The organism is Streptomyces sp. L500, from assembly GCF_054551825.1.
This window is the reverse complement of sequence record NZ_JBTOLC010000002.1, coordinates 506,871-533,866: the sequence shown is the minus strand read 5'-3', so window position 1 is coordinate 533,866 and position 26,996 is coordinate 506,871. Positions and strand designations below refer to the sequence as shown.

Sequence of the window (26,996 nt, the reverse complement as noted above, 5' to 3'; positions counted from 1 at the left end):
AGGCGTCAAGGCACTCTCGGTAGCCTGAGGAACCGTCTCTCAGGTCACCAACGGATCCACAGCTGGATCGTGGCGCCGGTGACTGTGCCATGAAAAGCGAACGCTCTCTTGACGTACCGGGTCGCCACGGCCCGGAAGCCCTTGAGCACGTTGACAGTCCGCTCGACTTCGTTCCTGGGAATACCGTGCCCTGTCGAAGCCAGCGGGGCGATCGCCTCGGCTGCCGTGCCGCTGGCGGTCGGCCCGCCGGTCCCGGCGTTCGGGAATCGTGTGCCGGATCTGCCGTTGCCGTAGGGAGAAGCAGTTTCGACGGGAGCTGTACGCCTTATCGCCGCACAGGTGTCAGCGGCCATGATAATCAGCGGCTCCGATCCGCCAGGTCCGCCCTTGATCAGGTGTGTTGCGCCATCAGCTACTCGGCCTGCTACTCCCTCACCTGTCCGCGGTGGCCGTCGACGGCATCCACGTCGGACGGCATCCGCGTCGTCGGGTCGGGGTTGAGGATCGCGGACTCGTGTGCCGCCCCCACCGCATGTTGTCCGGACTGCGGGGCAGAGTCGCATCGCGTCCACGACCGCTACCGTCGTCGCCTCGCCGACGTTGTCGCAGACGGACAGCCCGTGCCGATATTCCTGACCGTCCGGCGCTTCCGCTGCGACAGCACGGGCTGCAGCCGCCGTACGTTCGCTGAGCAGGCCGAGGGCCTGACCTTCCGATACGGGCGGCGGAGCTGTGCAGCTGCTGGAGTCCCACACCCGCACCGGCGTGCTGGACGCCTTCGAGCACATCGGCGGCAAGGTGACCCGGCCGGACCACCTCGACATCACCCTGACCGCCCTGCTGATACACAAGCCCACCAATAAACGATCAGCCGCCGACGAGCCCGTCGGCTCGATTCGGCCTCGTCGCTTGATCCGTGCCTTGGACGCAGCCAGGCCCTGGAGAAGGGTACTCTCCGGGCCTGGCGTCATGCGTTACGGATCTTGTTCGTCGGCGCCCCAAGATGGGATGCCGCTCCTAGTAGACGTAGGGCCACCCGTTGTTCCAGCCCAGGTAGTTGATCCCCAGCTTGGGTGTGCCGTTGTCCCGGCCGTCGTAGTAGTGGTAGATCAGCAGGTCGTGGTTGTCCGCGTCGTCGTGGACGACGGACTGACCACCCGGGCCGATCACCCAGCTGTCGTGTGTGCCGAGCAGCAGACTGCCCCCGTCGCCGACCATGTCGAGCCCGGCCTGGTCGGCGTACGGTCCGTCGGGTGAGGTGGAGCGGCCGACATGGATGCTGTAGTTGCTGTTGACGCCCTTGCAGCAGTAGTCGAAGGACACGAACAGGTAGTAGTAGCCGTCCTTGTAGTAGACGAAGGGCGCTTCGACCGGGTCGGGCCAGACGTGCAGCCGCTGTGCCAGGTGACGGATCCGGGTGTCGGTGGTCGACGGCTTTCCGGTCTGCGGGTCCAGGGCGATCATGTAGATGCCGAGCCTGAACGACCCGAAGGTCAGCCACCACTTGCCGTTCTTGTCCACCAGCAGGCTGGGGTCGATGGCGTTGAAGTCGTACCCCGCGTAGGGCGAGGTCAGGATGGGCGCTCCGGTGTCCGTCCAGGTGCCGGGCTGCCCGGTGGCACTCGTGGCGAGCCCGATTCCGGAATTGTTGGAACCGAAGCTGGAGACCGAGTAGTACATCCAGTACTTGCCGTTGTGGAACGAGACGTCCGGCGCCCACACGTCGTTGGACGAGCTGAACCGGCTCCACCAGGCCGGGACCGTACTGAAGGCCGACCCCACCCGCCTGAAGTTGATCCGGTCGTCGGACACCCGGAGTTCGACCTGATTGTGTGTGGAGGCGACCAGGTACTGACTCCCGACCTTCACCATGGAGGGGTCGTGCACGGAGGTGTCCCCACTGACCTGGCCCGGCAACGGCCAGGCCGGCGCGGCGGCCTCGACCGGTCTCGGGGGCGTGGCGGCCAGCAAGGACATAATCAGCGCCGCGACGACGGCCAGAACGCGAACAAGTTCTTTGAACCGCATGGCCCATCCTCTTTCCATCCGAACCATCGCTCTTCTGGAAGGCATAGGACACTGCACACCGCCAAATGCGGACAGGGTTCGCGTACGGAATTCACCGGATCGGGAACCGTCGGTCACGCGTGTCATTCGTCCGCTGTCCCCATCCGACCAGTCGATTCCGCAGTGACAGCCGAGAGCCAGGGCGTCCGACGTATCGTGCGCATCCCGGATGGCGCCGGCGCGTCCTGAAAGACACGCGCCCGGCCTCCCGGTCTGGTCAGGTGCTGTCAGCTCTCAGCAGGGTGGTCGTCGCTCTTGTCGTCCGTGCGACGTCGGCGCGCGGCGATGGCCACTCCTGCGCCGACGGCGAGCAGGAAGCGGCGCCGCCCTCGGGCTCGGGTGCCGCAGCGCTCGAGGTGGTCACCTCTGCGACCGGAGTATGGGAGGCGGACGGGGAGGGAGCGGCCTCGGAATCGGAGGGCTTGTCCGGCGCCGGCGTGGCCGACGGCTTGGCCGGGGTGGTCGTAGCCGGTGCGGCGGGCGGGGTCGTGGGTGGCTTGGTCGTCTGGTCGTTCGCCGTGGTCAGGGTGACTGAGTCGCCCAGCGCCTCCTGTCCGTCGGACACCAGCCCGCCCTGCGCCCCCTGGTCGCCGCCGACAGGTCCCTCAGCACCCACCTACGAGGCGCCCCGGCACCCTCGAAGCACCTGGCCGCCAGCCTCCAGGCGTTGCGAGATACGCACAAACACCTAAAATCGCTCGCGATCTTGATCCTCAGCGAAACAGGGTCTGCTCAAGGGTTCACCGATGCCCTGGTCTCCAGCCGGCCCCCGACCATCTGGCGCCACATCAGATCAACCCATCGCCAAGGCATTCAAAACACCCTCTGACCTGGAATTTCTCCCAGGTCAGAGGGTGTTTTCACCGTGTCGGGACGGCGGGATTTGAACCCACGACCCCTTGACCCCCAGTCAAGTCGACAACTAAACAAAAATGAATAAACCCCCCGAAAGGGGGATTCTTAATGTGGGGCGTAAGGGGCGGCGTTCGGTGGCCTGCGTGTCGTGTGGTCCCAAACTGGTCCCAGGGATCCTCCAGCCTGACGCACCGCCCGACTTGACCCGCCGCCCCGGAAGGCGGCACCCCCAAGGCGAGGTCCAGCCCCCGCCCGCTGCTGCGCTTCCCCTTGCTCTTCACCGGCAGGGGCGCGCGTGGGGCCTGTTATTTCGCTTCTCCGTACATCGGGCGGCAGCGTGGATCCGTGGTTGGCCAATTTGTGGCGGTATGGGCGGCCGCTCACCATTCGGGTTCTCTCCGGCCACCGCGGAGGCCGGAGGGAAGGCGACGTGGGCTCCTGCCCCGGGTGGGGGTCAGCTGTCAGTGAGCGTTTCGCCGTGGCGGAGCCAGGGGCGGGCGAGGGTGATCAGGGCGGGGGCGGTGCGGCCGAGGGCCTGCCCGAGGGTGGTGGTAGCGGGGAAGATCAGTCCGACGCCGAGGAGGGTGACGAAGAGGCTGGCCCATGTGCCGGCGAGGGTTCACCGGCTGTGCCAAGGATGGCCAGCTGGCCGGTCACCCCGAGGCCGCATATGGCGACGCCCGTGGTCAGCATGGTGTTGAGGCTGATCTTCCGGGAGAGCCTGCTGAAGGCGAAGCCCGCGATCAGCATGCCGACGGCGTTGGTGGCGAAGATCAGGGAGTAGACCGTGGACGAGACACCGTGCAGGTGCTCGAAGACGAAGCTGGACCCGCTGATGTAGGCGAACAGCGCGGCCGAGGTGAGGCCGAGGACGAGGACGTACCCCATGAACGCGCGCCGACGGCACAGGCCGCCCATGGCGCGGAATGTGTTCCCCCGCCCCCGTCATCGGCACCGCCTTCAAGGCCTCGGCGAGTTCGGGGCGATCCGCTCGTGCGTGTTCTTGGTATTCAAGGCGTTCACCTCCTCGCGGCCGCAGGCAAGGGCCTTGACGGCCGCCTTGTCCGCGCGCTGCTCCCGACACCCCGCTGAACGGCGGTCTCCTCGCCGCGGAGATGCCGCGCCCGGCAGGCCTGGACGTGGCATCTCCCTGATGCTCAGGTCAGCACGAGGAAACGGACATGTGGATCACGTGGAGCAGCTCGCGGACCAGCCCGCCGGCCAACGTGGCGGAAGCGGCGTAGAACGCCGCCTGCCCGAGGCCCTGGACAAGACGATGGCGGGCACGTCGCCGCTTCTGGACGGGGCGGTGCGTACGGTGGGACATGACGGTCTCCGTTCAGGGGATGAGTCGGCCGCCCCGCACCGTGTGGTCCTGGCAGGGATACGGTGCGGGGCACGCACTTTCTGCAGCCCCAAGCCTTATGGCTGACGTCCGCTGAATGCAGCTCCCGAGGCTCGAATCTCGATGTAAGTTCGGCGCCATGGACGGTGATCGGACCACCAAGTGGGGCGAGGGAACTGCGGCCGATCTGGTCGCCGACGCGCACTCTCTGGGCGTGATGAAAGCCAGTCCCAGGATGGTGACCTCCTGGGTAGAGGACGGGATGCTCGCCAGCCCCGAGCCACGCAAGACCAGCGCCCACGGCAGCGATCCGCGGGTCTTCCCCCCGGAGCAACGGGAGTTGTTCACCAGGCTTCTCGAGGCTCGAGAACGTTCCCCGCTGGGGCGCATTCCTCAACGCTCGCTGATCCGTGTCGTGCTGTACCTGTGGCTGATCGACGACACGATCGTGCACACCCCGCAGGCGCGTCGAGCCTGGCGTACCCACGCGCGCGCCACTGGCCAGACGACCGCCGTCCGACGCAGCAAGAACGTCCGCGCCATCGTTGAGCAACTCGCCCACCCCTCGGCCACCCTCAAGCAGCGGCGCGTCGCCCAGCTCGTCCTCGAGGAAGGCGAGCGGACCGGCCGGATCGACATCGGCAAACTGACCGCGGTCCTCACGGAGCTGTACTCGCCCTGGCCCGTCCAGCCGGGCATGCCGAGGATCGAACGAGCCCTCCCCAGCCCGTTCGGGCCCGTTTCCGTCCAGCACCACATCGCGATGTGGAAAGCCCGCGAGCAAACATTCCGCCGTCTCCGGCACGAGGAAATCGACGAAACCGAGCTCGACCGAGTGCGCGCCGTCTACAGACCGATGTGGGCCGACTACCAGGCCCGTCGGCCCGTCATGGCAACCATCGGCGCCGGAGAGTTCGCGGCGTACTTCGCAGAGCCCGACACCATGGAGGGTCGCGCGATCAAGGCGGTCGACGCCTTCGTGGGAACGCTCGCCGGCGAACTCGGGCTGATCGAAGCCGCGGCCCATGCCGCAGAGACGGCACGCCTCAGACTGGCGCGCTGACGACCCCAAGGCCGATCCACCGCACTTCAAGATCAACTCATTTCCTCTTCGACCCGTATCCGGGTCACGCCCCGGCACGGCTGAGTCCGAACGCGAGTACATCCGGGAGAAGTCTCTTGACGGCCAAGCCTCCGCCCGCGAACGCGGACGGCACGGTGGACGCCCCAAGGTCTTCGACGAGGACATGATTGCCTACACCCGCGCCCTGCGGGCAGAGCGGCTTCCCCTTGCTGATCGCCCTGCCCGGCGGTCCCGGCCACGACGACAACTACTGGGCGTTCGGCGCCTGAAGCAGAACTTCCGCACCCTGAAGCCGCGTGACGGCTGGGCCTTCATGGGCTCGTCCACCGGCGGCTTCGTCTGCCTGAAGTCCATACTGCAGAAGCCCGACAAGTTCAAGGCCGTCATAGCCTCCGGCCCCGACATCGTGCCCGACTCCCCGATATGGAAGGGGCACGAGACGCAGCGGCAGGAGAACAACCCCAAAGTCCTCGCCAAGAGGCTGATCGCCGCCAAGGGCCCCGACGTCTACCTGGCGTTCCAGTACGGGAAGAACGAGAGCCCGAAGATGATCAGCGACGTCAAGGAGTTCATCGCGACGCACGGCGACAAGGGCCCCATCCACACCAAGCTGAACGTCATCGAGGGCGGTACGCACAACGCGGCGACCTACCTGCGCGGCACGGACGCCGGACCAATCCAGCGGATCAGCGAGCTTCTGGAAGGCCCGGCTCCGTCTTCCTGACGACGAGGATCACTTCACCGCGTTCGCTTGACGAGCAGCCCCGCCCTCACACCGGAAAGGAACGTACGGATGGGGCTGCTGCGTAAGCGCCCGGCAACACGAACCGCGAGCCACGAGCCATCCAGCGGGATCCAGCCAAGACCGGATCGCCGTACTCGTGAATGTCCCAGCCAGCGGCAAGCAGAAATCACGGCCCGGCACATTTAGGCCACTTGTTCGAGTTTGGGCCCGCGGCCACCTGCCTCCGGCAGATGATCTTCCCGTTTCCTACTGAAAGGAGGTGGGGCGAGTCGTGTTCAGATCCGCACGTCGCGCAGTCGTCATCGCCTTGGCAACTGCATTGCTGGCAACTGCCACCGGCGGTGCCGATATGGCCTGGGCGAGGCAGATCGGCGATCGAGGAGGCCCGCTCGCGGGGGCCTCTGTTGTGACACGTACAGCCAAGGATCTACCCAAGCCGCCCAGAGCAATGACCTTGGCGCAGCGCAAGGCGCAGGTGCATGGTTCGCAGGGAAGCTACTCGCCGATGCGCGAGTTCCTCAAGCCGAGGCGCCAGCGGTTACCCGCCGAGCCGGCACCGAAGCCGGACAAGCCGTTGAAGATCGGGCCCGCCGCCAAGTCCCTCAAGGGTCCGGCCGCGCGTGCCGCAGCGGCTGGAGTGCCCAACCCGGACTGGGTCTCCGCCTACGCGACCGCCTATCCGGGCATGCTGTCGATCGGCGGGCAGGCGAAGTTCTCCTCCGTCTCGGCGTCGGCCGTATCCGGGCTGTGGCTGTATGTCATGGACGAGAACAAGAACCCGGTGCACCAGCAGGAGATCAAGCGCTCGACCGGTGATCCGGCAGGGAAGTATCTGGAGAACGGGGCCTGGTGCTACGGCTGGTGGCCCTCCAATCCATACCCTGCCGACCAGTGCTTCTGGTGGAGTTCCTCCTTGAACGGCGGGCATCTCCAGGACGGCAAGAAGTACTACGCCTGGATCTTTCTGGAGGGGACGGACGGTTCCGGGAGCCCCGGAGGGATGACGTCGCCATTCGTCCAGGCCTTCTACACTCCGGACATTCCTGGGACGCAGGCCGGGCTGTGCCACTGCTACGGGCAGACACGCCGCGCGGACCCGGTGAATACCGCCACCGGGGCGTTTTACGACCGGAATACGGACGCCTCCCTCGTGGGTGTCGGCACTCCGTTCTCAATGGAGCGTACCTATCGTTCCGACTCGGCTGAATCCGGACTGCTGGGCCGAGGCTGGGCAACTTCTTTCGACGCCAAACTGACGATCACCGCCGGGAGTAGTGCCACGCTCCAGGACGCCGACGGCGCCCGGGTGGCGTTCAAAGAGCAAGGGGGAAGCAGCTACGCGACTCCCGCAGGTTCGTCATTGCAGCTCACCAAGTCTGGGACCACGTACATCGTCGCCAGTCCTGACGGCACACGGCGGACGTTCAGCTCCTCAGGTCAGTTGACCTCTGTCGCCAGTGGCGGCGGAGCAGCCCTTACGCTGACCTATTCCTCAGGCCGTCTCGCATCGGTCAAGGACGGGGCAGGGCGTTCGGTCCCGTTCACCTTGGATACTTCGGGGCTCCTTACCAGGATGGCGCTGCCCGACGGCACGTCGGTCTCCTATGGCTATACCGACGGGCTGCTGACATCCGTGAAGGACCAGGTCGGCAAGACCACTACGTACACCTATGATTCCAACAAGCGGTTATCCACCGCCACCGGACGTGGCGGGGGCAAAATCGTGAACACGTACGACGCTTCGGGGCGCGTCGTCTCCCAGACCGACGGCTCGGGCAAGACGTCGACTTTCACTTGGGACAACAAACGCGAATCCCATATGACGGACCCGAACGGCGGGGTCTGGACCGATGTGTACTCCGGCAACCTACTGCTGGAGAGCATCAACCCGTACGGGGACAAGGTCTCCTACAGCTACGACCGGAATCTGCATCCAGTCTCCATCACGGACCCCTCCGGCAACACGACGGAGATGTCGTACGACACAGCCGGCCGCCTGAGCACACGGAAATCTCCTTCCTCGGTGGGACTGGCTGAGACCTGGACTTACGATGCCCAGGGGAACATCTCCAGCCACACTGACGGCCGCGGCAAGAGGTCGACGTATACCTACGACACGGCCAACCGGGTCACATCCAGCACCGACCCTGCCGGTGGCACGGTCGCGTACGCATACACCGATCAAGGAGCCCTTGCGAGCGTCACTACGCCGCGAGGCAAAGCAACGATCTATACCTATGACGCGGCGGGCAACCGCACGTCGGTGACGACTCCGCTAGGCGAGAAGACGACCTTCCGTTACGACGCCGCCGGTCGGGTCACCGCGATGACCGACCCACGTGGCAATGCCGAAGGTGCCGATCCCGCTGCCTTCACCACGACCTACACCTATGACGGGCGTGGCCTCCTCCTCTCGGCAACCGATCCACTGAGGCACACAACCGCCTACGGCTACGACGGTGCCGGTCGTCTCCTCTCCGTGAAGGACCCGGCAGGGCGCATCACCGCGTACGCCTACGACAGTTCCGGCCGCCTCGTGGAAACAACCAACCCTGCGGGCAAGAAGCAGACGCGCGCGTACGACGCCAACGGGAACCTCACCTCGGTCACCGACGCCCTCGGCAATCGGACGACCTACACATACGACAAGGCGAACCGGCTGATCAGCACGGTCTCGCCGCGCGGCAATATCCTCGGGGCCAACGCCGCCGCCTACACCACGAGCTACGGCTACGACGCCAACGGCAACCGTACGAAGGTGACCGACCCCACGGGGGCCGTGACCACCACCGCTTACGACGCGCTGGGCCGCCAGGTCTCGGTCACCAACGCCCTCGGGCAGACCAGCAGCACGACATACGACGCCAATGACAACGTCCTGACATCCACCGACCCTCTCGGCAATGTCACACACCACAGCTACACCGACACGGGGCTGCTGGCGACCTCGACCGACCCGCTGGGCAAAGTGACCTCGTTCGGCTACGACGCCGATGGCCACCGCACGAGGATGATCAGCCCGGAAGGGCGCACGACCACCTGGTCCTACGACGACGACGGCCGCACTGCCACCCAGGTCGATCCCCGCGGCAACGTCAGCGATGCGGAGGCGGCGCAGTTCACCACCTCCTTCGGCTACGACGCCGCGGGCAACCAGACCAAGGTGACCAACCCGCTGGGGAAGTCGACCAGCACGACTTACGACGCGACGAACCGTGCTGTGTCGGCCACGGACGAACTGGGCAGGACGACCAAGACCGATTACGACGACCTCGGGCGCATTGCCGCCGTCACCGGCCCGGACGGCGCGATCACCCGCTACACATACAACACGGTCGGTGACCTGACCACACGCAAGGACCCCAACGGCCATACCACCACCTACGAGTACGACGACACGGGGCGGCAGACCTCCGTCACCGACCCTCTCGGCCGCCGGAAGACCTACGGCTACGACGTGGACGGCAACCGGATCACGGTCACCAATGCCCGCGGAGTCACGGCCAGGACCGACTTCGACGCTCGCGGCCTGCCCCGCGGCACCACCTACACCGACAACACTCCGACCGTGACCACGGCCTACGACGCGATCGGGCAGCGACGCTCCATCACCGATGGCACCGGCACCCGCACCCTTGACTATGACAGTGCCGGGCGTTTGACGGCGGTCACACCCAGCACGGGCAAGGCCGTCTTCTCCTACGCCTACGACGACATGGGCCGCATCACTGAGCGGACCAGCGATCTCGGAAATGTCGGCCCGACGGGTGCGGTGGTGGGTGTCAATGGTCTGTGCATGGACGTGGACAACGGGCAGACAAAAGACGGCACCGTTATTCAGTCCTGGACCTGCGCCGGAGTGCCGGCTCAGCAGTGGACATACGACGGCGTTCGTCTAAAGGCTCTGGGTAAATGCGCCGCTGCGACCAGCTCGAACAAGGGCGCACAAGTCAAGCTTGCCACGTGCTCGAATGATGCTCTCCAGCGCTGGACCTTCCGCGACGACGGCGCGCTCGTGAATACCGCGGGTGGCAAGTGCATGGAGATTTCCGACGGCACCAATAAGCTGGGCACGCCCATCACCACCTGGGACTGCCTGGATGTCGCTTGGCACCACTGGACTTTGCCCAGGTCCGGGATCGCGAGCAACACCATCCGATACACATACGACGGGGATGGCCTGCGAACTTCGGAGACGACAGCTGCGGGAACCATTGCCCACAGCTACGACCAGGATGGTCACCTCACGACGAGCAAGCTCCCCGCTGCCAACAGCTACGTGGAGAAGCGCGCCTACGACAACGCTGGTCATCTCACATCTGTCAGCAACGTCAAGGGGACCTCTGCGCTCTCGACATGGGCGCAGACCCTCGACGACGCGGGACAGCCGGTCCAGATCGAGGTCGCCCGTGCAGGGAAGGCAGCCAGCTACCAGTACTACGACTATGACCCCGCCGGCCGGCTGACCACCGAGTGTTCATCCGTCGCAAAGGCAGACAAGTGCCCGGATCTCTCCGCGGCCACGACCTATAGGTACGACCAGGTAGGCAACCGGCAGTTACAGAACCGAGCAGGCGTCAGCACCACCTACAAGTACGACGACGCCGACCAACTGATCCAGTCGGTCAGCGGTTCAGCAAACCGTGACTTCACCTACGACGCCGACGGCAACCAGACCGGCGCGGGTGGCGACACCTTCGCTTATGACGCCAACAACCGCCTGATCAAGGCAGTGGCAGGTGGGGCGGCCTACTCCTACGGTTACGACGCCGACGGTAATCGCACGACGGCATCCAAAGACGGCAGTGGACTGCAACGCACCACGGCCTGGGACATCAACAACGCCCTGCCCCTGGCAGCAGCGGACTATGACGGGAACGGCACCTTACAGGCCGAATACCGGTACACTCCGCGCGGCCAGATCCAGGCCGAGGCCACGGGTGGCAACACCTACTACCACCACCGAGACCTGCTCGGCTCCGTCAGTGATCTGACGGACTCCAACGGCAACCTCCAGACCAGCTATACCTACACCGCGTTCGGCGAAGGCACCCAGACAGACGCCGGCGGGAAGCCACCGGCCAACCCCTTCGCTTTCGCGGGTGCATACCGGGAGCCGACGACCAGCGCCGCTGGTTACTACCTCCGAGCCCGCAATTACGACCCGGCTACGGGACGCCTCACCGGCACCGACCCCGCCCCGGCGCCTGTCGGCGAGCCCTACGCCTCGGCTTACCCGTACGCCGCCAACGCGCCGACCAGGTATACCGACCCCACAGGCTGGAGCCCTGACGACCCCAACGACGACCACATCAAGTCGTTCAGTGAAGGAGCCCGGGTCTTCGGCAGCGGCTTCGTGGAGGGCCTCAAGCTCCCGTTCAAGTTCGTCGGAGACCTCTTCAACGCTTTGAGAGGGAAGAACGGCGGTACGGGTGGCTTCGTCGACGAGTACCTTCCTGTCCGCCCTGCCTACCGGCTCTACCACGCGGCAGAGATGTTCCGCGACCAGGGCTGCGACGAGCTCCACGACACCTACAGTCGGGCCGCCGACGACTTGGCGATGCAAATCGCGGCCACGGGTCTCGGTGGGCTGCGGGGCTGGAAGAAGGACGCGGTTACTCCGCCGACAGGCGGACGGTACTACGGAGGCAGGAGCGAGACCAACTACGGGTTGCCGTACTACACGCCGGAGCACCTGCCCTCAATGGAACGTATCAACCCAGAGGGCGGGCGAATGAACTGCGGGCTCTGTGCGACGGCCGGCGATGACCTCATGGCGGGCAAGAACCCTAACGCCGTGCCTGGAGCTGATCGCCCCATGCGTCCAGACGAGGTTTCGGCGCTGACCGGACGTCCGTTCGTGCGGAAGGGAGGACTCGACCCCCTCGTAAGGGACGTGCTCAGCTGGGGGCCTGGCGCCCGGGGGATCGTCGGCGCATGGCCGACCAGAGGTATGGGCCACTACTTCAACGTAGTGAACGCCGATGGCAAGGTGGTCTTCTTCGACTTCCAGACAGGGCGGGCAAACCCCGCCGACCAACGGTACAGAAACTACTACCTCATGAGGACCAACTGAGATGCTTGATCGAAAGGAAGCCCAGGAACTAGCCGAGAGGTTCCTGGCTGAGCGGAGCCAGACATGGGGATCCACCAACGTTCGGCTGGATCTGGAGTACTGCTTCATCGAGGGTGACCGATTCATCGCACCCTACGACACGGTTGAGTTCCTCGACCACGGAGACGAATACAATCGGCTCGGGGGCAATATGCCGATCCGTGTCGACCTTAATACGGGAGAGTGCGATTTCATCTCTTGGGAAGAAGCTCATGACTTCATGGGCCGCGGTCTTATCTGAGCGTGCATTCCCCTGACAGTATGCGGTGTCCGGCTCCACATGAGCCGGGCACCGCATCTTTCGTTTCCTGTCGGACTCGTCCGGCTCTACCTCGCCAACGTAGACAACGCCGGTGTGGCACTGTACGCCCGCACCGAGATCGAAGACCTCACACGGACGGCTGCCGAGCCCACGACCGCTCAGGAGACGACTCGCCCTCCGAGGAAGGGGCGAGCGGCGGATCCGAGCCCCCGGCGGCCCCGGTGGCGAGCCACCACGTCGACCTGAGCACCCTGGCGGCCGCCCTGCCACCCGAGGCGTTCTCCGCAGGCGGGATCGCGTTGACGGGCCGGGGAAAACGAGGCCCGGCCAGGGCGACCCTGCTGGCGGACGGCCGACCGCTCCACCCGGAGTACGTCCTCAACCGGTTCCACCTGCTCTGCCGGAAAGCGAGCGTCTCCCGTACAAGTGAGACACGGCCCTCCCCCCGCTGCGGCGTCTTGTTCTGTCCGCCCTCTACAGAGACATGCGCATGGGGCCTGTTATTACCGCACACGGCCCGAAGCAAATCGGCTCAGGCACGGACAGCACCGAGCCGCAGAGGCAGTTCACCCTGCACCACGACAAGCCAGCACGATCCACGGTCTCAATGGGAGATCTCTCGGTGACGCCTCGGCCGCCATACGCGAGAATCTCGGCGTACTGCACCTGTCTCTCACTTGCCGTTCCTCAGGTAGCGGTCCCCGCCGGACGGGTTCGGGGCCCGGGCCCGAGGCGGATAGGTTTGGGTACGTGTTCGGCGCCGTGCCAAGGTCGCCGGTGACGCTGACGAGGAGTGAAGGGAACGTGGGCCGAGTGCACCAGGCAGCCGACGAGGAAACCCTCGCAGAGCTGGCCGCCGCTTCCGCGAACTTCGGCTTCCTGCTGCCAGTGGAGCCCCTCTTGCTGGTGTACGGCGCGGGTGCCGAGGCCGACGCGCACGCCCGCCCGTTCCGGTCCCTCGCCCAGGCCCGGCAGTTCGCGGAGGTGCTGACCGTGGAGTCCGCCCGGCTACTCGGCCCGGAGTTCGCCGACGACGTGGCCGACGGTCCGGTGCACCGCGCGCTGACCGAACTGCGCCGCTCCGGCGACCCCGCGCCCGGTGGCGAGGCCGGACCCGACCACCGGTCCCGTGCCCGACGTCTCGTAAGGCACTGCTTCGCCCTGGGCGTCTGGTACTTCCGACTGCGGACCGGAGTGCGTGACGCGCTTTCCTTCGTCCCGCCAGCCGAATGGGACGACACCCCGGCGGGCTCACCGCACCGGCAGGTCCCCATAGGGGAGCCGGTGAGCGGCCTGGCCACCTGGGTCGCCCTGCTCGACGATTACGTCCCCGTGCTGCGGCGGACCTTCGACCGGCGGAAGCCCGCCGAGACGGTCACCCGCGCGTCCCTGAAGACACGAGCGGCCCTCCTGGAGGCGGAGTGGCGCGTAGCGGATCTGCTGACCGAGGCGGGATGGACCGTGCGGGACGATTCGGACGCGCCGCACGAGCTACCCGTACGGGGGGTTGCGGTACGGGGCACGGTGCAACCGGACGGGGCGGCGGAGCCGGACTACGTGCTCCGCGTCGACGCCCGGCCGGTGGGCATTGTCGAGGTGCGGCCCCACAGCGGAGATCTGCGGGCGACGATGGCCCGGCCCCGTGGGACCGGCGCCCCGTCGACGGCGTCCGCGGAGCGGCGGATACCCTATGCCTACACCACCGACGGCGTCCGGGTGTTGTTCCGGAACATGGACGACCCCGAGCCGCGCCCTCGGGAAGTCTTCACTTTCCACCAGCCAGACACCGTGGCCCGCTGGCTGCGCGAGGCCGCGGCCGACCCCAAGGCGCCGACGTTCCAGGGCCGCGTGCGCCACCGACTTCCGGACCTCGGCGATGACGGCCGCCTCCGGGGCTCTCTCCGCCCGGTGCAGTACGACGCGGTGCGGGCGTTCGAGAGCTCGCTGCGCCGGGGCGAGCGCCGGGCCATGGTCCAGATCGCCGTGGGGGGCGGCCGCACGGTCACGGCCGTCACCGCGGCCCACCGCCTGCTACAGCACGCCCGGGCCCGCCGGATTCTCTTCCTGGTCGACCGGCTGGAGCTCGAAAGGCAGGCGCTGGCGGCCTTCACGGCGTACTCCAGCCCGAGCGAAGACAGCCGGAAGTTCACCGAGTTGTACCGGGTGGAGCGGCTGGGCCCGGGCACCATGCCATCCCACGGGGTCGTCGTGAGCACCGTGCAGCGGCTCCTCAACGCTCTGTCCGGGAGCAACCCGACGGCCGGAGTCCGCTACCGGCCTGATCTGCCCCCCGAGTCCTTCGACCTTGTCATCGCCGACGACTGCCACCGGTCCATCTCCCCCCGATGGCGTGCGCTGTTCGACTACTTCGACGCCCCGGTGCTCGGCCTGACAGCCACCCCGACGGAGCGGGCGCTGGAGGTCTTCCAGGGCAACCTGGTCAGCTCCTACACGTTCGAGGACGCCGTCGCCGATGGCCGAGCCGTGGACGTCAATGTCTTCGAGGTCGCCAGCCTCCCCAGGCGAGCGGATTGGGCGGCCGACCTACTGCAGGAGGGGTTCGGCCCCGACGCGGAGGATCTCCCCGGGCACCGTCGCTCCGTGCTGAGCGGCAAGGCACTCCACGCCGTGCTGACGGCGTTCAAGGAGGAGCTGCCGTCGATGTTCCCCGAGCGGATGGGGATCGGTTCCGGGGACGTGGCGCTGCCCAAGACCGTCGTCTACGCGGCCGACGACCGTCACGCGGACGAAGCGGTCGCCGCGGTGCGCGCGGTGTTCGGCCAGGGGTCCGGCTTCTGCCGGAAAGTTACGCTCAGGGGCGGATCGCCGTACCTGTGGCTCGCGCAGTTCCGTAACACCGTCGAACTGCGGGTCATCGTCGTGGTGGACCTGGTGCTCACCGGGAAGGACACCGCACCCGTCGAATGCGTGATGTTCCTGCGGGACGTCAAGTCCGCCGACCGCTACTTCCAGATGGTCGCGGTCGGGACACGCCCCATCGCCTCGGCGGAACTGCGGGCGGTCACCCCTGGTGCGTCGGCCAAGACCCAGTGCGTGGTCGTGGATCCGCTCGACGTCACCCGACACCATGCCGGTCAGTTCTCCACCACGCGGAAGCGGGGGAAGGATGCGTCCGAGGCGCCGGCCTCGGCACCGGCGACGGTCGACAACGATGCCGAGATCATGGAGCGTTGGCGGTCCTTCCTCCGGGCGCGTAATGGCCCGGACCGGGAGCTGATCGTCGATACAGGGATCCTGACCGAGGAAGACGTCGCCAGGCTCCGGTCATGGGCCGAGTCCCTGGCGGGGCCGCCGTACGCCCTGACGGCGGAGCGGCTCTGGAGCGCCTACGAACGCGCCGGTGTCACCGTGCCGGATCCCCGTCGGCCGCGGACGCCGAAGGGTCCGATGGACCTCCTCGCCCTCGTCCGGTACGAAGCGGGCTTGGAGCCGCGTCCGCGCCCCTACCGCGACCAAGTCTTCGACCGGCTCGACGCGTGGATTGCTCGCCAGGAGCACCGGGGACAGTCCTTCGATCCCGACCAACTGTGGTGGATAGAGACCATCGCGGACTGCATGGCTGCTGACGGATACTTTGACAGCGCGTCCTTGGCCAACGTTCCCTTCACCCTCCGGGGTGCCACGTCGGGCTTCCTGCGCGCCTTCGGCGAGCAGGGCGGGGTCCGCCTGCTGGACGAGCTGAGCAGAGTGCTCGCGTGAGCGCGGGACTGCCGCCCGGCTGGACCGATGTCTCGCTGGGCGAGCTGCTGCGCGAGCCGTTGTCGGCGGGCCGGTCCGGTCCGGCTGTCCCCGGAGGGGTGCCCATCGTCCGTCTGTCCGCTCTCGGATTGTCGACAGTCGACCTCTCGGAGTCCCGGGAAGGCCCTTGGGCCACGGCGGCGGAAGCGGCAGACCGTCTAATCCAGCCGGGCGACATCCTGATGAGCCGCGACGGCGGGCCGGGCGCGCGGATCGGGCGAGCGGCCCTAGTCCGCGAGGCCACCGGGCCCGTGACGTACCCCGCCTCCATGGTGCGGGTGCGGGTCAACGAGCGGCTGGTCGACCCTGAGTACCTGGTGCTGTCGTGGGAGTCCCACGCCGTACGCCGCCAGATCGAGTCGTCCGTCCGCCGGGGATCCGGCCTGCACCACATCGCGGTACGGGACCTGGAACGCGTACGGCTGCCACTGCCCCCACGCGCCGAGCAGGAGCGGATAAGAAGTTCCCTCGCCTTCTGGCTCGCCCGGGTGGACGAGGAGGAAGCCGCCGTCCGCGGCACGCTGAGGCGGATCGAGGACCTCCGCACCCTCGTGATCGACCACGGCGTCGTCGGCCGTACCCCGCCCGGGCCGTATACGGACCCGGAGCAGCTCGCCACCATCGCGCATCGCGCCCCCCTGCCCTCCGTCCCGGAAGGATGGCGGTGGGTCCCCATCGGAGAGCTGGCCGAGGTGGTGCGCGGGCCCATGGTGAACAGCTGGCGGGTCGACGAACGGCACGGGGTCGAGGTGGGTACCCTGCGGCCGGCCGAGTTCCGGGGCGAGCAGTGGACACACGAGCGGATGCCGACGGTGCGGGTGAACACCGGCACGGCGGAGGCGAACCGGCTGAGCCCCGGGGACATCCTGTTCGTGCTGAGCGGACCGTCCGACAGCCTCGGCCTCTGCCGGGTGTGGGAGCAGGACTCCGCGCACCGTACGTACGTGCCGAACTACCACGTGGCACGGGTCCGCATGGCCGGGGACGTCCTGCACCCCCGGCTGCTAGCACTGTACGCGAACGGGCCCGGCCGACGACGGCTGCGGGACGCCGCACGGGGCACGGCCGGCCTGGCCTCCCTGGGGCTCGACCAGCTACGGCAGACCCCCGTCCCCGTGCCCCCGCTTGCCGAACAGGACGCTCTCCTCGCCTTCTTGGAAGCGTGGGATGGCGTACTCACCTCCGTCACGACCTCGGCCGAGGAAGCCCTGGCGATGGCGGACCGGCTGCGCGACGGCTGCCGCGAGCAGGCCCTCGCGGGCAGGCTGCCCCACGGCGCCGCGCCGAGCAGCGAGAACGACATACAACCCGAAGGAGCAGTGCCTGTGCCGCCGCCGACGCCCACCCGACGGCCTGCCGACCGACCTTCCGACACGGAACGCCAGGCCGAGCAGCTCTGGTACTCCTTCCCGCTGCTGAGCAAAGACGGCCTCACGGCCCTGGGGTACGTCGAGCAGGTGACGTATCTACTCTTCCTCAAGGCGACACAGGAGCTGCGGCACCGGCCCCTCAACCCCGTCGACGTCCTGGGACGCGACGCCTGGGATGAGCTGGCGTTGCGCGAGGGCACGGAACTGACCCAGTACTACGGCGCCCTCCTGGCAGAGCTGAGACAGCGCGGCGGCGTGGTCGGCCGGATCTTCCACAAGGCCCACAACCCCCTACGCCACCCGGTACACCTCCAAAACCTGATCCAGCAGGTCCGGGAAAGGATCTCGTGGTGGGACGAACGGCCGGAGTGGCGCGCCCCGGTCTTCGACGCGTTCCTCGCCCGGTGCGCTGGGGACCGCCGCACCGCCGCGGGCCAGTACTTCACCCCCCGGAATCTGATCGAGGCCATCGTCGCGTGCACGCAGCCGACCGTCGAGGACACGATCGTGGACCCTGCGGCGGGCACCGGGGGCTTCCTGGTGCGGTCCTTCGAACACATCGCCCGGCACCTCCCGCCGGGCGTTCCGCCCGCCCAGCGGGAGCGGCTGTCCCACGGCGCGATCCGGGGGGCGGAACTGGTGGACACGGCGGCGCGCTTTGCCACCATGAACCTGTTCCTGCACGGCGTCGAGCGCCTCGACGGCGACCGGGCGGCCGTCGAGGTGCGGGACTCCCTCGCCGTGAGCCCTGGCAGCCGGGCCACCCTCGTCCTCGCCGATCCACCTCTGGGGCAGCGGCGCTCGGCAGTCATGTCCACCGGGGCGCCCGGTCTCCACGACGCGGAGGAACTCGCCCTCACCCGACCGGACTTCTGGGCGGGCACCAGCTCCCAGCAGCTCAACTTCCTCCAGCACGTCTACACACTGCTGGAGATCGGCGGCCGGGCCGCCGTCGTCGTACCGGACAACGTCCTCTTCATGGGGGGCGCCGGGGAACGGGTGCGGAGGCAGTTGTTGAAGCAGTGCGACGTGCACACCCTGCTCCGCCTCCCCCTCGGGTTCTCCAAAGCCTCCCCGGCGGTCAGGCTCAACGTCCTGTTCTTCGAGAAGGCCGCAGCCCGCCCCAGCGGATCACCGGCCACCCGCCGCCTCTGGGTCTACGACCTGCGGACCGGACGCGCGACCGCCGCTGATGCCCCGGATTCCCCGAACTCCGGTCTCGACGCGTTCGTCGCCGCATACCGGCCCGGGCAAGCGCCCGACACCCGAGTCGCGTCGCCGGTGTTCAAACCCTACTCCGTGGACGCGCTCCTCGCCGGGCCCGGCGTCCGCCTCGACCTCGGCGCCGACCTGCACGAGGAGGAGCCGGGGGACGCCCCCGAGCCACATGTGATCGCCCAGCAGATCTCCGGGCAATTGGAGGAGGCCTGGCGACGGTTCGCCAGGCTCGCGGAGGAGCTCACGCCGTCGCGCGACGCCCGTACGTTCCGGTCCGGCTGAGGGGGATCCGATGCAACTGCTCCAGCTGAGGCTGCCCGACTACCGCGGCCTGCGGGACTTCACCCTCGACCTGGAGGACGCCGTCGACCAGGGGCAGGCCATCGCTGTACTGATCGGCCCCAACGGAGGCGGGAAGTCCCGGGTCCTGCACGCGCTCGCGGAGCTGTTCGGAGCTCTCTACCGCTGCGCCCTCGGCCATTCGGGCCGTGCGGACTTCGGCTACAAGGTGCGCTACCGGCTCCGCGACACGACCGTCGACATCGTGCAGTCGTCCGCCGAGGTGGAGCCGGTCATGTGGGTGACGGACGCCACTGGATTACTCGACGAGACACCGCGTCACGACTGGCTCCACCACCTTCCCGACCACGTCTTCGGGTACCAGGTGCATGGCCGGGTCCCGTGGGGCTCCGAGTTCGAACGCCACGTGCACTTCGCCGAGGTGGAGTTGGCCCGGTGGCGCGAGCAGTGGACGGAGTCCTGGTTCGCCTGGCAGGACCGGCCGGAGAACGAGGACGGGGTATGGTCAGAGCAGTTGGAGCTCCCGATCGCGTGCCCGTTGTACACCCCGGGATTCCTGTGCACACCCGACTGGCTCCCCTTGGTCCTGCTCTCCCTGGCCGCCCAGTGGGCGGATGTCTTCGGCGACTACCTGCGGGAACAGGCCCGGGTGGACGGGGTGGTGTCCGCCGTGCTGCACCTGTGCGCCCCCGAGTCGGTGAGGGAAGAGCTGTCGGCCCTGCCGTACTGGGGGCTGGGCGGGCCGCCGCGTGCCCTGTTCGCCGAGGCGGCGGCATCCGGCCGCTTCGGACCGGTGCCGGACCCGGACCCGCTGTACAGCGCGGGCACCCCCGACGGCGGGTTCGTCCTCACCATGAGCAGCCCCGAGGACGTGCTCGCCTTCCGCAACCTCTTCGACAGCGACCTGTCGATGTTCGGGCTTCTGTCCACCCTCCAGATGGCCGGCTACCTGACCGCCGACGTACGCGTCCGCAAGGCGAACGGCGCCGTCGTCCAGGCGGACCAACTCAGCTCCGGAGAACAGCAGATCCTCACTGTCCTCGGGCTGCTGCGACTGCAGCGGGGCCAGGAGTCGCTCTTCCTGCTCGACGAACCGGACGCGCACTTCCACCCCGAGTGGAGCCGGCGCTGGTACTCGTCCGTCCAGAGGATGCTCGACGACGGACAGCGATCGCAGTTCATCGCCGCCACTCACGAGCCCCTCCTCGTCTCGAACATGCTGCGGCGGCAGATCAGGGTGCTCGACACGGACGCCGACGGACGGACCATGGCGCTCGTCCCGGGCACCGCCCCGCGCGGCCAGGGCGCCGGGGGGCTACTCACCTCGGACCTGTTCCGCCTCCGGAGCCAACTCGACGAACACACCCAGGACTTGATCGACACCCAATACCGCCTCATACCGGTGGCCGAGGATGACCCCGAGGCCCGCCGGGAACTCCAGGAGGTGACCGACCGGCTCGACGGACTGGGCTTCACCACGGGGCGCCGCGACAAGGTGCTCTCCTCCTTCCTGGCGGAACTGCACCGGCGGCGTACGGAACTCATCGAACGGGCCCGGAACGGCAGCACCGTGACGGGCGAGGAGCTCGAAGCGACCGCACGCGTGCTCTTCGACGAGCGCTTCTCCCGGGGGGTCTGAGCCCGGTGCGCCACGTGGACAACAGCGGACTCACCGCACCGCAGACGTGGGCGGGCCGGGCCGCCAAGGAACTCAAGAAACTCCAAGAGGACGCGGAAGACGCGGACAAGAAGCTCACCTTCCGAGAGATGTGGCGGGAGGACGCGATCCGTGACCGGCTCATCGCCCTCATGGACAAATGCTGGTACTGCGAGACCGGGTTCGTCCGCTCGCCTTACCACGTCGACCACTACCGGCCGAAATCCGTCGTCGTCGGTGAGACGGAGCACCGCGGGTACTGGTGGCTCGCTTACGACCCTGCCAACTACCGTCTCTCCTGCCACCATTGCAACAGCGGCGGTGCCCGCTACGGCGATCAGAGCGCCGGAACCGGCAAAGGGGCCCGCTTCCCCCTGCTCGGACAACGCGCATCGGAGGGCGGGAGCCTGGACGGTGAACTACCAGTTCTGCTCGATCCCGTGGTGGCCGAGGATGCCGGGCTCATGGGATTCGACGGGCAGGGCCATGCTCAGCGACGCCCCGAACGGCCGTACTCCAACGACGAGGTGGCACAAGGTCTGTGCCGGGTGGACGAGACCATACGCATGCTCGCGCTCAACTCCGACCGGCTCGTCGAGAGCAGGTCCACTCTCATCAATAGGGTGGACGGACTCGTCCGGCTCTACCTCGCCAACGTAGACAACGCCGGTGTGGCACTGTACGCCCGCACCGAGATCGATGCCCTTACACGGACGGCTGCCGAATGGAGCGCGGCGGCCACAGCGGCCGAACGCCTGGCGCTCCTCGCCCACGACCGCTCAGGAGACGACTCGCCCTCCAAGGGAGGGGCGAGCGGCGGCGTCGCCGAAGGCACGAGCGGCGGATCCGAGCCCCCGGCGGCCGCAGTGGCGAGCCACCGCGTCGACCTGAGCACTCTGGTGGCCGCCCTGCCACCCGAGGCGTTCTCCGCAGGCGGGATCGCGTTGACGGGCCGGGGGAAACGAGGCCCGGCCAGGGCGACCCTGCTGGCGGACGGCAGGATCATGTGCTTCCAACGGCCCTGGAACACGCCCACGTCCGCGGCGCGGATAGCGGCCGGCGACGACGGGGTGGACGGGTGGACCTTCTGGTCGTTGACGGTGGACGGCACGACCCGGACGCTCTCCGACCTGCGCGGATCCCTAACCACCCAGGACGGCTGACGGGCGGCAGACCAGGAGCGAGGCACGTCTCATCGCCTCCGACCTGTGATCCCTAAGCATGCTCCTGTATGTGGCCAGCCTGATCCCGACGCCGGTCCGCTCCGGGACCCTCACCTCCGCCCTCACCCGCGTCGCCACAGCCACTCTCGAGCGGAGGCTGCACTTGACGCTCCGCAAGGGGATACCGCAGATCAGAGGGCCAGAAGCCGCGATGTGGTCTAGGTGGTCGCGGATCGCCGATTTGAGGTCCGGCATGAGCGTGTAGGACCCATTCGCTCTTCTGGAAGTGGCCGTCATGCGCTCCGCCGCCACGCGGGGCGCGTCTACCGCCGGTATGGATACCGTGATCAGCATCGACGGCAGCTGGGCACGCGCTGCCCAACACCTCGCAACAAACCGCGACCATGGCACCTGGGCCTTCGCCGTCGACCTCCCCTCCCCGACACCCGCCCGGCATACCGTCCGCCGCGGCAGCTTCCCTGACGAGACACTGCCCAGAGCGCACTTCGACGACTCCTCGACGGGCAGAGCCAGCAGATTCACCGCGGACTCACGCCTGGGGCGTGGAAGCTCCCACCTGAGGCATCACCTGCCGTGCGGCGCCAGCCGCTCATTTCCGGCGACGACCAAGGAATCGACAAGCATCTGCCACTCATCCAATTCACCAAGCTCATCGGCCGTCCTACGAATTTCCTTGAGCCAGCTGTTCGAGAGCCACGACTGCTTGACCGCGACATGTCCGTCTTGAATGCAGAGGTCGGAAACCCAGTACACGCCACGGGTAGCCTGCACTTCCTCCGGGAGCTTCCGCAGGATTCCGATGAGCGCGTCAACGGACTTGGCCGCCCCACGACCGGCCGGCAGCCAATCGTCGATCAACTCAACGAGGTCCTCAGCGGGAACGACCCCATGGCCCGGCTCTTCACTGGCCCGCGTGGCGGACGAATCACCACAGCCATCCTGCGCGACGCCACCCACTGGGACGAGGTCGTCGTCCGCCTCGGCTACGAGCACCTGCGCCGCCACGACCTCCGGCACACCGGACTGACATGGATGGCGGACGCAGGCATCCCCGTTCACGTCCTCCGCATGATCGCCGGGCATGGCTCAATCACCACGACCCAGCGGTACCTCCACCCCGACCGCCGTTCGATCCACCTGGCCGGCGCGGCCCTCAGCCGCTACCTCGTCGAAGGCCGCCAAAAGCCCGCTGGTCCCAAACTGGTCCCAGAGACCGCGCCAGTGCGGCACCTGCGGCTCGTCCGGCGATCAGACGCAAGAAGCCTCTGACCTGCGGTTTCCCGCTGATCAGAGGCTTCCTTCACCGTGTCGGGACGGCGGGATTTGAACCCACGACCCCTTGACCCCCAGTCAAGTGCGCTACCAAGCTGCGCCACGTCCCGGTGCTCGTCCGGCCCGGGCTTTCGCCCTCGCCGACCGCGCATGAGAACAATACCGCACTTCGCGCGGTCCTCGCGCACCCCTTGTGCCGCCCGCCTCCGGCCGGACACGGGCGTCCGGGTGCCCGGGCGTCCGGGCGTCCGGGCGCGGTGTGATGTGGGTTACCCGTTCGGATGAAGAATCCCCCGCGTCCGGGGGGCGGCGGTGGGGGGTGCCGCGTGGGCACCCCGGGAAACGGGTCCGGCGGGCGTTCTTGATCGGCTCAGGGTGTTGACCCATGGCCTGTGGGGCGTGCAACCATCGGCTTCCGCCATGGGGGCTGCCGCCCCGTGCAACTCCCCCGACCCAGGAGGACAGTTGGACACCACCTTCTCCCGACGCGGTTTTCTTCAGGCGGCGGCCGGTACCGCCGCCGTGGCCGGTGCGGCCGTCGCGCTGCCCGTGGACGCGATAGAAGCGGTGGCGGCCCCGCGTGCCAAGGGCGGCGCGCTGTCGTTCACGGCCGCCACCAATGGCGCGGGGTCGCCGGCGCCGGGCGGCGGGCGGCTGGTCGTCGAGGTGCAGAACGTGCTGTGGTCCGTGCCGCGCGAGGGCGGGGAGGCCGTCGCGATCACCCCGGCCGATCTCGAGCCGACCAGACCGACCCACTCGCCCGACGGGCGGCTGCTGGCCGTCTGCGCCTACCGGGGCGGCGGCTTCCACATCTGGACGCTGCGGCCCGACGGCTCCGGGCTGCGGCAGCTGACGGACGGGCCGTGGGACGACCGGGGGCCGGCCTGGTCGCCGGACGGGACGCGGATCGCGTTCGCGTCCGAGCGCGGGGGCGACCCCGTGGCGGGCAGCCCCTACCGGGTGTGGGTGGTCGACGTGCGGACGGGCGCGCTGACGCGGATCACCGGCCTCGACGGGCAGGAGGGGCCCGGGCAGGACGGGGCGTGGGAGGACTTCGACCCCGTCTGGTCGCAGGACGGCAAGCGGCTGCTGTTCGTCCGGGCGCAGGTGGCCGGGGGCGCGCTCCAGGCCCGTACGGTCGCGTCCGTGGCGGCCGACGGGCGGGGACCGGTGCGCGTCGAGCGCGCCGAGAGCGCGGCCGGCGCGCAGATCATGACGCCGGCCGTCTCGCCCACCGGGCGGCTGGCCTATCTGCGGACGACGCCCGCGCCCACCGCGACCTGCGTCCTCGTCGTGGACGGGGCCGTCGTGCCCGTCGACGGCGACGTGGAGCCCGTGCCGCCGCGCTGGGTCTCGCGCGACGAGCTGCTGCTGACCGTCGGCGGACAGTTCACGATCATCAGACCCGGCGCCGCCCCCGAGCCGCCCCGGGCGCCCGCCGCCGACTCCCTCCCCCACCCCTCCGCCGCCCCCGCGCCCACGCCCCCGGCCGGTGCCCGCGGCGTGCCGGCGGTGACCGTCCCCTTCCACGGCGAGCTGCCCCTGGACCGGCCCCGCTACCAGGTCAAGCGGTACGACTTCGCGGACACCGGCGCGGTCGTCCGCCGCGTCCGCTCGCTCCACCTGCCCGCCCTCTCCCCCGACGGCCGCCAGGTGGCCTTCGCCGCGCTCAACGCCCTCTGGGTCGCGGACGTCGAGAAGGGCGGCAGGCCCCGGCAGGTCCTCACCGCCTCCCCCGGGCGGTACGTCATGGCCCCCACCTGGACCCGCGACGGCCGGGCGCTGGTCTTCACGGACGACCGCGACGGGCTCTACGCCGTCCGCCGCCGCGACCTCGCCTCCGGCGAGGAGACCGTGCTGGCCGACGGCGGGCGCGTCCACCCGGCGCTCTCCCCCGACGGCACCCGCCTGGCCTGCGTCGACATGTCCGGCAACCTCATCGTCCGCGATCTCGCGGCGGGCACGGAGAAGCTGCTGGCCGCCCCCATGGGCGCGGGCGGCCTGCCCGGCCGGCCCACCTGGTCGCCCGACGGGCGCTTCGTCGCCCTCTGCGACCGCAACCGCCTCAACCAGCGGTTCCGCGAGGGCTACAACCTGATCAGGGTCGTCGACGCCGACAGCGGGGCCGCCCGGCTGCACGCCCTCGCCCCGCACGCCTCGGTCTCCGACCGCTACGACTCCGGGCCCGTCTGGTCGCCCGACGGCCGCTCGATGGCCGTGATCCACGAGTCGGCGCTGTGGCTGCTGCCCGTCCGACCCGACGGCACGCCCGACGGCGAGCCGCGCCGGCTGACCGACGAGGCCGCCGACCACCCCTCCTGGTCCGCCGACGGCCGCCGGATCCTCTACCTGTCCGCCGGGCGGCTGCGGCTGCTGGACGTGGCGGACGGCACCGCCCGCACCGTCCCCGTCGCCCTCGACTACCGCCGCCCCACCCCCGCCGACACCCTCGTGCGCGCGGGCCGCTTCTGGGACGGCACGGGCACGGCCGTCCGCGAGGACGTCGACCTGCTCGTCCGCGACGGCCGGATCGCCGCCGTCGAGCCCCACCGGGCCCGCCGGCCCGCCCTCCGGACCGTCGACGCCTCACACCAGACCGTGATCCCCGGCCTCTGGGACGCCCACACCCACCCCTGGCAGTACACCTACGGCGGCCGCCAGACCGCCCTCCAGCTGGCCTACGGGATCACCACGGCCGTCTCCCTCGGCGGCTTCGCGTACGAGCAGGCCCGCATCCGCGAGGCCGTGGCGGCCGGCGCGCTGGCCGGGCCGAGGCTGCTGACCGCGGGCGAACTGCTGGACGGCCCGCGCGTCGCCTACACCATGGGTCGCGCCCACCGCACCGAGGAGGGGCTGCGCCGCTCCCTGACCCGTGCCGCCGCCCTGGACTGGGACTTCGTCAAGACGTACGTCCGCGCGCCGGGCTGGGTGATGCGCGAGGCGGCCCGTTTCGCCCACGAACGGCTCGGGGTGCGCACGGGCAGCCACCTGTGCTCGCCGGGCGTCCAGCTGGGGCAGGACCTCACCACGCACCTCCAGGCGACGCAGCGGCTGGAGTTCGGCCACGCCACGACGGCGACCGGCCGGGCCTACCAGGACCTGACGGAGATCTACACGGCCACCGACTTCCGCATGATCGCCACGATCTTCACCTCCGTCCCCCTGCTGGGCGAGACCCCGGACCTGGCCGAGGACCCCCGCGTCACCGTGCTGATGCCGCCGTGGGACGTGGCGACCGTCCGGCAGACCGCCGCGAAGGCGCCCACGGACGACCAACTGACCACGCTGCGCCGCGAGATCGACGTCTACCGGAAGGTGCTCTCCGGCGGCGGCGTCGTGGCCCTCGGCACGGACGCCCCGCTCGTCCCCGTCGGCCTCTCCCTCCACCTCGGGCTGCGCGCCCTCCACCGGTACGGGCTGACGCCGGCCCAGGCGCTGCGGACGGCGACAGTGCTGCCGGCGCGGGCGTTCGGCGCGGAACGGGACCTGGGGACGCTGGAGGTGGGCAAGCTCGCCGACGCCACCGTGATCGACGGCGACCCGTTCACCGACTTCGATGCGCTCGTGCGGACGGCGTCGGTGCTGCGCGGCGGCGTCCGCTTCGAGCAGCGGGAGCTCGTGGCCTCGTACGAGGGGACGGCCGGCCTGGCCCCGCGCCACGGGCGGCTCCACCGGGAGTGGCTGGAGGTCGGGCGGCAACTGCGCCGGGACTCCTGCTGCGACCTGAGTGAGCTGGGCCACCTCGACGGGCACTGACGGAGCC

General features: G+C 68.8%; 16 protein-coding genes, 1 tRNA gene and 1 pseudogene. 11 read left to right on the top strand and 7 right to left on the bottom strand.

The genetic code is table 11. The features are described 5' to 3' along the window. Window positions 1-44: 44 nt before the first annotated feature. A pseudogene (locus ACX9I7_RS05205) lies at window positions 45-342 on the bottom strand (IS5/IS1182 family transposase); the annotation flags it as partial. Window positions 343-395: 53 nt separating this feature from the next. Here ACX9I7_RS05205 and ACX9I7_RS05200 point away from each other — a divergent pair. Then, entirely contained in the window at window positions 396-863 is a 468-nt protein-coding gene (locus ACX9I7_RS05200; protein ID WP_387567575.1) for a transposase family protein, read from the top strand. Window positions 864-1,017: 154 nt separating this feature from the next. On the opposite strand, the gene ACX9I7_RS05195 is transcribed toward ACX9I7_RS05200, so the two are convergent. The 4 genes from ACX9I7_RS05195 to ACX9I7_RS05180 form a co-directional block, all read right to left on the bottom strand. Then, on the bottom strand, window positions 1,018-2,028 hold the full coding sequence (locus ACX9I7_RS05195; protein ID WP_387567573.1) for an arabinan endo-1,5-alpha-L-arabinosidase: 1,011 nt from the start codon (window positions 2,026-2,028) through the stop codon (window positions 1,018-1,020). A 256-nt stretch (window positions 2,029-2,284) separates the two neighbouring features. Then, on the bottom strand, window positions 2,285-2,632 hold the full coding sequence (locus ACX9I7_RS05190) for a hypothetical protein (RefSeq protein WP_459386626.1): 348 nt from the start codon (window positions 2,630-2,632) through the stop codon (window positions 2,285-2,287). A gap of 854 nt (window positions 2,633-3,486) precedes the next feature. Then, on the bottom strand, window positions 3,487-3,840 hold the full coding sequence (locus ACX9I7_RS05185; RefSeq protein ID WP_459386625.1) for a hypothetical protein: 354 nt from the start codon (window positions 3,838-3,840) through the stop codon (window positions 3,487-3,489). 244 nt (window positions 3,841-4,084) lie between these two features. After that, on the bottom strand, window positions 4,085-4,249 hold the full coding sequence (locus ACX9I7_RS05180; RefSeq protein ID WP_459386624.1) for a hypothetical protein: 165 nt from the start codon (window positions 4,247-4,249) through the stop codon (window positions 4,085-4,087). Window positions 4,250-4,406: 157 nt separating this feature from the next. Between ACX9I7_RS05180 and ACX9I7_RS05175 the strand changes: the two genes are divergently transcribed. From ACX9I7_RS05175 to ACX9I7_RS05140, 8 genes are all read left to right on the top strand, one after another. Then, window positions 4,407-5,330, top strand: coding sequence for a hypothetical protein (locus ACX9I7_RS05175; protein ID WP_459386623.1), 924 nt, complete (start codon window positions 4,407-4,409; stop codon window positions 5,328-5,330). A gap of 334 nt (window positions 5,331-5,664) precedes the next feature. Further along, on the top strand, window positions 5,665-6,075 hold the full coding sequence (locus tag ACX9I7_RS05170) for an alpha/beta hydrolase-fold protein (RefSeq protein ID WP_459386622.1): 411 nt from the start codon (window positions 5,665-5,667) through the stop codon (window positions 6,073-6,075). Window positions 6,076-6,544: 469 nt separating this feature from the next. Next, window positions 6,545-12,172 (top strand): DUF6531 domain-containing protein, encoded by a 5,628-nt coding sequence (locus tag ACX9I7_RS05165; RefSeq protein ID WP_459386642.1) that lies wholly within the window; start codon window positions 6,545-6,547, stop codon window positions 12,170-12,172. Window position 12,173: 1 nt separating this feature from the next. Further along, on the top strand, window positions 12,174-12,452 hold the full coding sequence (locus ACX9I7_RS05160; protein ID WP_459386621.1) for a hypothetical protein: 279 nt from the start codon (window positions 12,174-12,176) through the stop codon (window positions 12,450-12,452). A gap of 825 nt (window positions 12,453-13,277) precedes the next feature. After that, entirely contained in the window at window positions 13,278-16,193 is a 2,916-nt protein-coding gene (locus ACX9I7_RS05155; protein WP_459386620.1) for a DEAD/DEAH box helicase family protein, read from the top strand. After that, the gene (locus ACX9I7_RS05150; RefSeq protein ID WP_459386619.1) at window positions 16,190-19,102 is read left to right on the top strand and encodes an N-6 DNA methylase; all 2,913 of its coding nucleotides are present in this window, start codon (window positions 16,190-16,192) and stop codon (window positions 19,100-19,102) included. The genes ACX9I7_RS05155 and ACX9I7_RS05150 overlap by 4 nt, the downstream gene beginning before the upstream one ends. Before the next feature lie 10 nt (window positions 19,103-19,112). Then, window positions 19,113-20,759 (top strand): AAA family ATPase, encoded by a 1,647-nt coding sequence (locus ACX9I7_RS05145; protein ID WP_459386618.1) that lies wholly within the window; start codon window positions 19,113-19,115, stop codon window positions 20,757-20,759. A 14-nt stretch (window positions 20,760-20,773) separates the two neighbouring features. Continuing rightward, a complete protein-coding gene (locus ACX9I7_RS05140) occupies window positions 20,774-21,940 on the top strand; it encodes an HNH endonuclease (protein ID WP_459386617.1) in 1,167 nt (388 codons plus the stop codon). A gap of 585 nt (window positions 21,941-22,525) precedes the next feature. On the opposite strand, the gene ACX9I7_RS05135 is transcribed toward ACX9I7_RS05140, so the two are convergent. Further along, on the bottom strand, window positions 22,526-22,819 hold the full coding sequence (locus tag ACX9I7_RS05135; RefSeq protein WP_459386643.1) for a hypothetical protein: 294 nt from the start codon (window positions 22,817-22,819) through the stop codon (window positions 22,526-22,528). Between ACX9I7_RS05135 and ACX9I7_RS05130 the strand changes: the two genes are divergently transcribed. Further along, a complete protein-coding gene (locus ACX9I7_RS05130; RefSeq protein WP_459386641.1) occupies window positions 22,727-23,230 on the top strand; it encodes a tyrosine-type recombinase/integrase in 504 nt (167 codons plus the stop codon). The genes ACX9I7_RS05135 and ACX9I7_RS05130 overlap by 93 nt on opposite strands. A gap of 39 nt (window positions 23,231-23,269) precedes the next feature. Here the strand turns inward: ACX9I7_RS05130 and ACX9I7_RS05125 are convergent. After that, window positions 23,270-23,343: transfer RNA gene (locus tag ACX9I7_RS05125), tRNA-Pro, on the bottom strand. 310 nt (window positions 23,344-23,653) lie between these two features. Between ACX9I7_RS05125 and ACX9I7_RS05120 the strand changes: the two genes are divergently transcribed. Further along, window positions 23,654-26,989, top strand: coding sequence for an amidohydrolase family protein (locus ACX9I7_RS05120; RefSeq protein ID WP_459386616.1), 3,336 nt, complete (start codon window positions 23,654-23,656; stop codon window positions 26,987-26,989). The last annotated feature ends 7 nt before the right edge of the window (window positions 26,990-26,996 follow it).